This window comes from uncultured Holdemanella sp., from assembly GCF_934772795.1.
GTDB lineage: Bacteria > Bacillota_I > Bacilli_A > Erysipelotrichales > Erysipelotrichaceae > Holdemanella.
On the sequence record NZ_CAKVMR010000067.1, the window covers coordinates 1 to 11,511 of the forward strand.

8 protein-coding genes are annotated in these 11,511 nt (G+C 32.0%); all 8 read left to right on the forward strand.

Annotated features, from left to right (window positions below; translation table 11 throughout):
• Positions 1 to 4,801 (forward strand): SpaA isopeptide-forming pilin-related protein (locus Q0F04_RS09985; RefSeq protein ID WP_295752900.1); only part of this gene is annotated, 4,801 nt, incomplete at its 5' end.
• A complete protein-coding gene (locus Q0F04_RS09990; protein ID WP_295752902.1) occupies positions 4,798 to 6,282 on the forward strand; it encodes a SpaH/EbpB family LPXTG-anchored major pilin in 1,485 nt (494 codons plus the stop codon). The genes Q0F04_RS09985 and Q0F04_RS09990, both read left to right, overlap by 4 nt.
• Positions 6,283 to 6,315: 33 nt before the next feature.
• Entirely contained in the window at positions 6,316 to 7,146 is an 831-nt protein-coding gene (locus Q0F04_RS09995) for a class C sortase (protein WP_295752904.1), read from the forward strand.
• Positions 7,127 to 7,906 (forward strand): Cna B-type domain-containing protein, encoded by a 780-nt coding sequence (locus Q0F04_RS10000; RefSeq protein WP_295752906.1) that lies wholly within the window; start codon positions 7,127 to 7,129, stop codon positions 7,904 to 7,906. Before Q0F04_RS09995 ends, Q0F04_RS10000 begins: the two co-directional genes overlap by 20 nt.
• Entirely contained in the window at positions 7,888 to 8,448 is a 561-nt protein-coding gene (locus Q0F04_RS10005) for a sortase (protein WP_295752908.1), read from the forward strand. The genes Q0F04_RS10000 and Q0F04_RS10005 overlap by 19 nt, the downstream gene beginning before the upstream one ends.
• A 149-nt stretch (positions 8,449 to 8,597) precedes the next feature.
• The gene (locus Q0F04_RS10010) at positions 8,598 to 9,044 is read left to right on the forward strand and encodes an IS1 family transposase (protein ID WP_295752910.1); all 447 of its coding nucleotides are present in this window, start codon (positions 8,598 to 8,600) and stop codon (positions 9,042 to 9,044) included.
• 36 nt (positions 9,045 to 9,080) lie between these two features.
• Positions 9,081 to 10,091 (forward strand): hypothetical protein, encoded by a 1,011-nt coding sequence (locus Q0F04_RS10015; RefSeq protein WP_295752912.1) that lies wholly within the window; start codon positions 9,081 to 9,083, stop codon positions 10,089 to 10,091.
• 76 nt (positions 10,092 to 10,167) lie between these two features.
• The gene (locus tag Q0F04_RS10020; RefSeq protein WP_295752914.1) at positions 10,168 to 11,199 is read left to right on the forward strand and encodes an Abi family protein; all 1,032 of its coding nucleotides are present in this window, start codon (positions 10,168 to 10,170) and stop codon (positions 11,197 to 11,199) included.
• Positions 11,200 to 11,511 lie beyond the last annotated feature (312 nt).

Here is an 11,511-nt window from a genome sequence, read left to right on the forward strand (position 1 = left end):
TACTGAAGAGTGTTTTCAAGATGATGAATTAGTGTGTGGTAAAGAAGAACATCAACATACTGAAGATTGTTACGAAAGGGAAGAAGAACAGCCTGTAGAAGAAGAGAATACACAAACAGAGACAACAGAACCTAGTGATGAAGTAGAAACAGTTACAGAATCAGAATTAAAAGATGCTGAACAAACTATAGATGGACAAGAAGAGTCCAAGACAAATGTAGATTTTGTTTTAAATGAACATCCAGATAATATTGAGTCTACCATTCTATATGTAAAGAATAATAATCAATGGACGGAAATCTCAAATGGAGAAAGTCCGAATAATACGAGTTTAAAGATTTTAGTTAAATTCCAGAAAATTCATACAAAAGAATTTTTGGAAAAATGTAATTGTAAATTTACTTATAATCTTCCAGTCTTTTTAAGTTTTGTTGATATAACTACTCCAATGATGGATAAAGACACAAATGAAAAAATTGGTGAAATCAATGCCTCTAATGGTAAAGTTGTTGTCACTTATTATCAAGAATACCTACAAAAATTATTAAATGGATCTGAAGCGGAAACAAGTACGTTTTCTGGTGAATTTTATGTGGAAGGAAAGATTGATTTAAGTAGCTTAGATTCTAATGGTCAATTAGATACTAACATAAATGGTATTAAGCTGAATTATGGAATGGATTTTTTAGAACGATTTGGCGATATAAGTGTAAATAAGATTTGTAGTAAAGATGAAGTAGATAAAAATAATGATTATATTAAATACTCCATTACAGTTACTGCAGGTTCAAATGGTGCTAAAAATATAATTGTTGTCGATAGATTTACTCAACGTAAAGATTTAGTGTCATATATTGGAATTGATAAAACTGTAACTATACTTAATGGTAATGCGGATAAACCGAATCCTTTTGAGACGATTGTAAATAATACTAGCTCTGAACATGGAAAAGTATATTTGGGCGTTGAGACGAGTGACGAGACAAATCCAATACCTGATACAAATGCTGCTGAAGCACTAAACCCTGGAAGTTTAGTTTGGAATATTGGTGATATGGATCCTAATGAAAAGCGTGTCCTTACATATTATGTAAAGTTGGCAGATAATAAAGCTTTAAACGGAAATACAATTACGAACGAAGCTCATGTTTATTCTAAAACGAATCAAAATATTGTTTATGATAGGGATAATAGCAAGGCGGATTTTGTTCCACAAATTAAGTACAGTGATTTGATGAAAAAAAGTGTAGATGGAGATATAAAAAAAGATGCGAATGGTAATTATTTGATTCCTTACAAACTAGAGTTTGGATTACATAAAGATGGAAGTAATTATTCACTTAAGAATTTCGAGCTTTTTGATGATTTGAATTATGCGGGAGATAATATTAAAACAGACAGTAGAGCGTTAGAATATATTTCATATAATAAAGATTCAGTAAAGTTTTACAAGAAAGATGATGGAAAACAGGATTTTGAAGAAATTAAAGATATTCAGGTTGGGTGGTCATTGAATCAGGGTGAGTATAAAACAAATTGGACAGATTCAGATGGAAATCCAACAAGATTTAAATTAACTGGCAAAACGGATAAGCCGATTACAATAAATCCTGGAGATTCTTTATATGTGACATACACTTTAACTGTAAAACCAGAGGCTTTTGCGGCTATTAAATCTGGGACATTAGATGTAAAAAATCGTTATTTGTTTTCTGCTTCAAATGCAGGTAAGAATTTTAATGATGCGGTTGATCGTGTTTACAATGAACAGATTTTAAATGAATATTCATGGAGTGAAAAGCGTGTCGGTGAAAAAACAAATGATGAAAAAACAATAACGATTTCTAATGGAGAAGGAAAATATTTGATTGAGAATGGTCACATTAAACAAGATTTATCAACAGATAATTCTTTTGTCGTGCCTAAAGGTAGTTATGAGTATACAGTTGATGTGAACAAAACTAAAAATGAGTTTGATGTAACAAGTGTTCAAATGAAGGATAGTCTAAATACAGATAAAATGGTGTATGTGGGGTATGTCAAGGTTGAAAGCTTGCAATATGATTCTGAGAAAAATACTTATCAAACAGAGGAAACAAAATGGGTTAAAATTGATTCCTTACATGAGTTTAGCCTAATGCCTTCTGATATGGGTTGGAAGAATGGAAATAATGGAAATAATGCGTATAGATTTACATATTATGTAGCTCAATCAAAAACAGCTTCTTTTACGGAATTGAATTTGAAGAATACATTTACATTAAGTGGAAAAGTAAATCGAAATGGAAAAGATATTGATATATCGGATATTGTATCGAATTCTGAAGAAGTAATTGTTTCTGGTAATTATAGTATGAATGTACATAAAAAAGCTTGGGATTATGTTAGGGCAGAAAAGGATGCAACGTCTTGGACTAATGGTAAGTTATATTGGTTGATTGAAGTGAAGGGTACATCTATACCAAAAGGAACTGTATTTCAAGATTGTATATCTACAGATAAAGATTTGAAAACTTCATATCTACATTCTGATTCTTTAGTTGGAGTTTATCAAGGTGTGATTCCGGATGAAATCAATAGTAATGATTTAACGAATTTGTTGAATAATAATACATTAAAAGAATTAGATAAAAACTTATTTGAACAAAGTATGGGAAGTAGTAAGGATTTTTCTGGTGAAGATAGATACAGTGAACTAACACTGAAATCAACTAAAAATATAACTTTAGGAAATGATAATAATCTTTATTTTGTGGTTACGAGTGAACCGGAAAGTTTACCAACTAAATATCGTGAAACCTATGTTTTTAAAAATAGTATAAAAACTAGTGATGATGGAGTAAATTTTATTGAAAGAGGTAATGCTACAAAGGATCTTTGTGGTGGTGAAAACATTTTAAAAGAATTAGGCCAAACATTTACTTATGATGGTCAAAACATTAAAAGTAATAAGGATGGTACGGATAAGAATACGGTTGGGGGACCAGAAACTAGAATAGTAAAAGACAAATTAAAAGAAACGGGTGCTGGTTTATATGCGTCATGGGCCTTCAAAGTAAATTATTCAGGACACTTATCTGGAAGTTATCGTGTATTAGAACAAATTCCAGATGGTATGCAGTTGGCATATATACGTATCAAATGGATTGGTGAAGAACAGAAGAATAAAGGATCAATACAATCGAAGATCATAGAGAATCTTGGTGAAGGATGGACTAAAAAAAGTATTACTGCAAATGATGATGACAATGAGTCTAGGACAACAAATTATTACGTAAAGGGAAATCAAGCTTTAATTGAATTAGGTGATTTTTATGCAGGAAAGGTTACTGATAAATATTCAGTAGATGTTCAGGTTGTCTGTAAAGTAACGGACCCGAAAGTATTGCTTGGATCAGAAGAGGTGAAATTCACAAATAATGTTATTCTTCAAAATGCAGAAGGTACAGAGAATATAGATAGTGCTCATTCTAATGTAACTCTGTCAATGAAGAATATAACGAAGAGCCAGGTACAAAATGGACAAAAAATTAATTATACAATTGAAACAAATTCATTAAATCAAGATTTACCGTCAAATGGTGTAGATAATAAACTAAAACTAGTTGATGAATTAGGAAGTAATTTAATTTTAGATTTGGATACAATTAAAGTAGAAGATACTCAAGGTCAACAAGTAGATGATGCACGTGTATCCTATGAAAATAATAAATTAGAAATAGAGATTCCAAAGGATAAGAAACTGAAGATTACATATACGGCAACGGTAAATGCTGCGCCTGGAGAAAAAGTCAGTGTTACAAATACAGCTTATTGGAAGGGATATAGTTCTTCGAGAGGTGAGACTGTAAAAATTGAAAACTTTACTTATGACGCAGGCGGTAGCACACAAAGTTCAAATAACCCTCAATTAAAAATAATAAAACGAGATGCAAGCAATATTAGCTTGCGATTGCAAGGAGCAGTTTTTAAAGTTGCGGAATGTGAACTAAAAAATGACGAAATTGTTGAAGCTCAAACAGACAAAACTTGGTCAGCGACCACAAATGAACAAGGTGAAATCACCTTTGGATCTAGTGCACAATGGGTATTGGACTATAACACAATATATAAAGTGTCAGAAGAAAGTGCCCCTAATGGTTACATAAAGGATGATACTGTACGTTATATTATGTGTATCAAAAAAGAAAATGGTATATATTCAGACTATGTAAATCAATGTTTGAAAAGAGATGACATTATAAAGTGTAATAGTACATCGGATTTTAAGTTTGATTTAACAAACCAAAAGAAGGGTATTGTTATTAAAAAGAATTTTATTAACGATGCAGCAGGAAATTCAAAAAAACCGGTGAGTGGAACTTATAGATTTGGTTTGTATGATAATTCAGATTTAAAGAATCCAGTAGATATTGTTTCTATAGAATTTGGTCCTTCTGATCAAGAAGAAAAAGAAGCCAAATTTGTGAATCTAGATATAAATAAAAATTATTACGTTTATGAACTAGATGATAAAGGTAATCCGATTACTGATCCTTCAAAAGAAGTAACAATAAATAAATTGCAGTATACAGTAGATTATAAAGGGGAAGGTGAATCTACAAATGCTGCAACAAACGGGCAAACGGTGACTGTTACAAATAGAAGCCGTACTAAAATACTACCTTCCACAGGTGGGTATGGATCCCTGCTTTACAGAATATCAGGTGCGATGTTGGTTTTAGCAAGCTTGATAGTTCTGACAAATATAAATAAAAAGAATGATTTAAATGACAAATCAAAGAATAGGAGAAAGCAATGAAACTAATTAAGAAAATTGCTGCCATTATGTTTGCGTTCATGATGGTAGTATCAATGAGTTGTAACGTAAAGGCTGATGAAGGAACTACAGCAACAACAGAAAAAGGAGAAATTACAATCGATAAAGCAATTGATGGACAAACTTATACTATTTATAAACTTTTAGATTTAGAAAGTTATGATGAGCCAAACAATCATTATTCTTATAGACCATCAACTGAATGGAAAAACTTTTTTGAAACTACAGAAGCAAAGAATTATATTACTGTCGATGAAAATGGTTATGCAAATTGGGTAAAAGGAGCTGATCAGGCTGAATTTGCACAAAAGGCTTTAGCTTATGCAACTACAAATGGTATTGGTAACAAGGGTACAGCAAAAGCTTCTAATAACACAGTAACTTTTAAAAATTTAGATTTAGGTTATTACTTGGTGGATTCTAGTGTGGGAGCACTTTGTCTTTTAGATACTACAAATCCTACTGCAACAATTCAAGAAAAGAATGGTGTACCATCAGTCAAAAAAACTATTACAGATGGTGGTGTTCTTGCTACTGATTATAAGTCTAACTCTGTAAACATTGGAGATACAGTTACATTCCAGACAATCATCGATGTAAAAAAAGGCGCACAAGGATATGTATTGCATGATACACTTTCAACTGGATTAAAATTGATCTCAAAAATTAATGATCTCACGGATTCGCCAATAATGGCGGTTGCATCTGGTACTGATGAATCAGGCAAAGCGTTTAATAATAATTTAACAAAGGATTCTCATTATACGATCACATATGATGATCATAGTTTTACAGTAACGATTTTGGATAGTTATTTAAAAACACACGAAACAGTAGATTATCATATAGCGATTAGTTACAAAGCAATTTTAACTGATGCAGCAGTTGTTGGTGGAGCAGGTAATACTAACAAAACGTATCTAAAATACGGTGTAAGTAGCGAAAGTGCTCCTTCTACTACAACAACCTATACATTTGGTATTCCTGTTTTAAAATATACAGGTGATGTAAGTAAGCCACTTGCAGGTGCTAAATTTAAACTGTATACAGATTCAAATTGTAATGATGAGTCCACTGCGCTTAAGTTTAGCTTGAATAATAATAAATATCGTTATGATAGTAAAAATGGAAAAACTGTTTTAACATCGCTTGAAACAACAGGCCGTATCGATATTGAAGGTTTAGAAGCTGGTACATATTATCTAAAAGAGATTGAAGCTCCAAAAGGATATAACTTATTAGCTAATGCCGTGGAAGTTCAAATCACTCAAGATGGCAAAGTTAAAGTTAAAAACGGAGATGCTTATGATGAAGTTAATAGAGTCGATGTAGAAAACAAAACAGGAACAGTACTACCTTCTACTGGTGGTGCTGGTACTACAATGATCTACTTGATTGGTGGAGCATTAGTATTGGGTTCTGGTGTTGTATTGGCTACAAAGAGAAGAGTTAAGAATAAATAGTAATTGATTAGATGATAGGGAGAGGGTTGTAAGATGAAGAAGCATATTTCAACTATAATTGCGATACTTGTTTTTATTACGGGCCTTTCCTTATTGTTGTATCCAACGGTGAGTAATTATTGGAATTCTAAACATCAAACGGCTGTTGTGGCGAATTATTCTGAGAAGATAGAAAAGATGGATGATCAGGATAAGCAGGCTGCAATAGATTTGGCTATTTCTTATAATTCATTGTTGGTTTCGAATAGTGGGCGTTTTACTCCTAGTGATTCAGATCTATCTGTGTATAAAAGTCTATTAAATGCGGATGGTACGGGTATGATGGGATATATTACGATACCTGAGATTCGTTGTAAGTTAGCTATTTATCATAGTGTGGATGATTCGGTATTACAGGTGGGTGTTGGTCATTTAGAGGGTTCTTCGCTTCCTGTTGGTGGTAGTAGTACGCATTGTGTTATTTCTGGTCATAGGGGGCTTCCGAGTGCTCGTTTGTTTACGGATATTGATCGTCTTGAAAAGGGGGATTTATTTTATCTGCATGTGTATGGCAAGGTTTTGGCGTATGAGGTGGATAAGATTTCGGTTGTAGAGCCTGAGGATTATGGGCCTTTAGAGATTGAAGAGGGTAAAGATCTTTGTACGTTACTTACGTGTACGCCGTATGGTATTAATACACAGCGGTTGATGGTTCGTGGTCATCGTGTGGTGGATAGTTTGTATGATGAATCAAGTATTACTTCAGATGCAGCTCGTGTGGATACTTTAGTAGTGGCTTCTTGTGTTGGTGTTGTATTCTTGTTGGTTGGTTTTGTTGTTTCGAAGATATGGAGGTTAAGAGGGCGTGAAAAAAATAATTCGTAGTGTATTGTGTATATTTCTTTTTGTTCTTGTATGTACTCCTGTTTTCGCAAGTGATTTTTCGAGTTTAACAGTGACTTGTCCAGCTTCAAATATAGATGTTCGATTATATCGTGTGGCGGATGCAGATTATAATTTGGTGGGTGCTTTTAAATCCTATTCGGTTTCACAGGATTGGAATATTCTTGGTGATTATATTGATCGTGACAATATTGAATGGGATGATGAAGTGAAGTCAGATTTAGATGGCAAGGCTTTATTTTCTCATTTAACTAAAGGTGTTTATTTGGTGAAGGCTTTAGATAATGCCAAGTATACAATGTCGGTTTCTGTTGTTTATGTGGATAAAGATTGTGATGTTGAATTAAAGTATGAGCCTAGAGTTGAAACGACTTCTTTGCGTGTTCAAAAAGTATGGAAGGATGATGACAAGAAGAATCGTCCAAGTTCTATTGGTGTAGATTTACTTGGGGATGGTAAGGTTGTAGATCATCAGGTATTAAGTGAAGAAAATCATTGGACCTATGCTTGGAATGATTTGTCGGGTGATATGAGGTGGAGTTGTGTTGAGACAAGTGTTCCTTCTGGATATAGTGTAAGTTCATATCGAGAAGGGGATCATATTGTGTTAAAGAATAGTTTGAATAAGGTTGTTGATTCTGCAAAGCCTGAATCAAATCTTCCTTTGACAGGACAATTATGGTGGCCTGTACCTGTATTATTGTTTGTGGGACTGGGATGTATATGCCTAAGCAAGTTCTAAAATATATTGGGTGTATTTGTGTTGTACTCGGCTTAGGATTAGCTTTATTTAATGTGTATGATACATTTCGGGCTAAAAAGAGTGAAGAAAAGATATTGGCTGCATATAATTTGAAGAATGATTTGGATCCAGATGTATTAATAGATCCAGATATGGATATGCCTGAAGTAGAACTAGATGATTTATCTTGTATTGGAACGATTGAGATTCCTTCTTTGGATATTAAGCTTCCTGTTACGAGTGAGTTTACATATGATTTGATGAAGCTAGCGCCTTGTCGATATTCGGGTAGTGTATATAAGGGAAATATGGTGATTGCGGCACATAATTCTTGGTTTCATTTTGGAAGAATTCATAGTTTAAATCCGGGTATTAAGGTTGTATTTACGGATGCACTGGGAAATCAATTTGTGTATCATGTGGCTGTGATTGAAACTTTAAGTCCAGAAAGTGTAGAAGAAATGACTTCATCTTCTTATCCTTTGACTTTATTTACGTGTACTTTGGATGCGAAAAATAGAGTGACAGTTCGATGTAAATAAAAAGAGAAATCGCTTTTGATGGTTCTAGTAAAAGAATTAGGACCTATATTTAACAAAAGGTGTAAATATGCTTTATTTACGCTTTTTTCTTATACTTGTAAAAGTGATAAAATGGGAGAAGGAAGAAAGCTAAAATTTAGGTCAAAATCATGTCTCATAAAAGAAAAAATCTTTTAGATGAGCTCAACAAACTGGCTCCATCTGAAGCAGAAAAATTAATCAATCAGTATGCTAAATCCAAAAATAAATCTGTTCCAAAATCTCTAGTAATCACCTATGCTCACGATATAGAGAAACATTTGGATACGGTAACTGTATCCTGTCCATATTGTCAGAGTACAAATATTATTAAAAAAGGAAAAACACAACATGGTTTGCAGCGATATCAATGCAAATCATGTTGCAAAAAATTTACAAAATTTACAAATACTATATTGGAAAAGTCTCCATGGTCATGGAATGTATGGACTAAAGTTTTGTATGAAATGTTACATTTTTCTTCTGTAGATTTGATTATGAACACTTTAATCAATGAACATTACGTAGTCGAAATAACAAGACCGACAGTTTTAATGATGGTTCAGAAGTTGAGATAACTTTTTGTTTATGTTCCAAAGCCAGAACTTCACGGCGTGATTCAAATGGATGAAATGTTTTTTCATGAAACACAGAAAGGAATTGATAATCCAACGGATGTTTTGAAAAGTGGAAAAAGAAGAAAAGGCCGAAGGAGAAGTGAACCGTCAAAATATGGAACCATGGGTAATGAATTTGGAACAGTATTGTGTGCTGTCGATGAAGTCGGTCATGCTATCGCAAAGCATGTATGTATGGGCCATATTGAATTAGATGATATTTACCTTAATATTCATCCTTATTTAAAAAATGTTACATTTATCTGTACAGATATGAATCCAATTTATACGCAGTATACAAGTATGGAGTCTTTACCTCATTATGTGATTCATAGTCAGTACCATAAGAACAAAGCTAAATGTAAAAACGAAAAAGCTCTAATTAGAGCGTATGAAAATGATTTATTGGATTACGTTGAAGGAGCTGGAATTCTGACCTATAAGCAGATGAATGAATTGAAGAAAGAAAAACATTTAACCATTAATGGTGTAAATGGCTTCCATTCTGAATTAAGGCGTTATATTGATAATATTGAACGAGGCGTCTCTACTAAATTCTTAGATAACTGGTGTTCATTCATTTCATATGTACACAATTATAAAATCGATAATGGCCATACTCCATCCTCACTAGATGAAGTTGAAAGCATTTTAAAAGAGTTGTTGAACTTAAACATTCCTGTGCGTATCAAAAATATCAAACAAAAAGAAAATGCAGTTCGAAAACAGACTGCAAAGTATACGAAAAAGCTAATCGAAACAACCGTGGCTTCTAGAGTTAAATCGAATAATCCTTATTTAAAATTCAATGAAGAGGATGGTGTTCAAAACTTTGATAAACGATATTTTGTGATGCATATACCAGAATACAAAAGAAGAAAACTGGCAAAAATATTAGGCATTAAACCATTTTCTCCAACAGCCATTTCAAGTAAAGAACTTAAAAAGAAGTTATTAAAACATCCGAAATTAAAAGAAGGAATATTAGAACTTATAGGCTTAAAATAGCATTTATTACGTTTAGTAATATAACCACTTTCATGGTAAAATAGAAACGGTTACAATATAAGAAAGTGTGAATTAAATGAGTGAAACAGGTACAAATTATAAAACATATAAGACTATTGATGAACAAATAGAATATTTAAAAGAGAGTAAAAAAATTATCGTTGATGATGAAGACAGACATTATTTTGAAGAGCGAAATTACATTTCTTTGATTAATCCATACAAAGAATATTTTTCAACGGGGAGAAATAATAAAGGAAAGTTGGTTTATAAAAAAGAAGCAAATTTTAAAGAATTGATAAATCTAATAAACATAGATGATAAATTTGCAAAAAAGCTTTATGAGGCAATCGGCTATTTCGAGAGAAAGTTAAAAAATGTTCTGTTTTCAGAAATCTGTAAATTATATATAGATAATGAAGAAAAAGATATTCATTGTATTTCTTATGTGAGTGAAATACAATCGTTTATAACAAAACAGACCGAGCTTCCTCCACAGTTTTGTTCAAATTTTAATTATTTATATGTAACAGAAAAGGGAAATATTAAGAAAATAATTGATAATTACAATATTAAAAGAAAAACTGATGTTTTGATTCATATTTATCAAATTGCAACAAATTCTAGCGTAGATGGAAGTGTATTAGAAGATTATGAAGAATGTTCGAATAAATTAATTCGACATTGTTATAAAAAACAACAAATAGTTCCTTTATGGATTATTCCTAATGCTTTGACTATGGGAGAATTACAAACGCTATTTTTGATGCTTCCTGATGAACTTCAAAAAAAGATAATATCGAAAATAATGAATATAGATACAACTAAAGTAAGTTCAAAAAACGTCGTTGCTTTTGCTGGACAGATTGAGCAAATCAGAAAATTAAGAAATATTGTAAATCATTATGAACCAGTTCTCCCCTTTTTAATGTCTGAGATTAAAACAAAAAAAATTGAACAATCTCAATTGTTTACTACACTAGAAATTTTATTTAAAATATCCCCTATTGTTGATATAAAACCTGATGAAATCCAAGCTAAAATAAATCCATCTAACGCAAAAATTATACGTATTCTTAACGTTATGTACAAAAGCATATTATCGTAAAATATAAAAAGTTGTGGCCGATTTAACTGTCATAACTTTTTTTCATATTTAAAATTTGATAGGGATAAATAAGCCTTTAAAGTTTAAAGGGTTTTCTTTGTCTAATTTAGATAAAATAAAAGGCAAACCCTAATGATTGGTTGCATTAGTGATTCGCCAGTTTGTGACCCCTGGTCACCTTCGTCATATGTAATATACCATAATTTTTGCAAAGATGCAAATTTTTTTATAATCCATAGTGATTACGCATGAAATAATCTTCGAATTTTCGTGATTTAAGATTATTTATTTTTTTATGTACTTTAATAGTGT

What these genes read in the sequence shown, in the direction of transcription:
- Q0F04_RS09990 (WP_295752902.1), top strand. Translation starts at nt 4,798, where the DNA reads ATGAAACTAATTAAGAAAATTGCTGCCATTATGTTTGCGTTCATGATG.
- Q0F04_RS09995 (WP_295752904.1), top strand. Translation starts at nt 6,316, where the DNA reads ATGAAGAAGCATATTTCAACTATAATTGCGATACTTGTTTTTATTACG.
- Q0F04_RS10005 (WP_295752908.1), top strand. Translation starts at nt 7,888, where the DNA reads ATGCCTAAGCAAGTTCTAAAATATATTGGGTGTATTTGTGTTGTACTC.
- Q0F04_RS10010 (WP_295752910.1), top strand. Translation starts at nt 8,598, where the DNA reads ATGTCTCATAAAAGAAAAAATCTTTTAGATGAGCTCAACAAACTGGCT.
- Q0F04_RS10020 (WP_295752914.1), top strand. Translation starts at nt 10,168, where the DNA reads ATGAGTGAAACAGGTACAAATTATAAAACATATAAGACTATTGATGAA.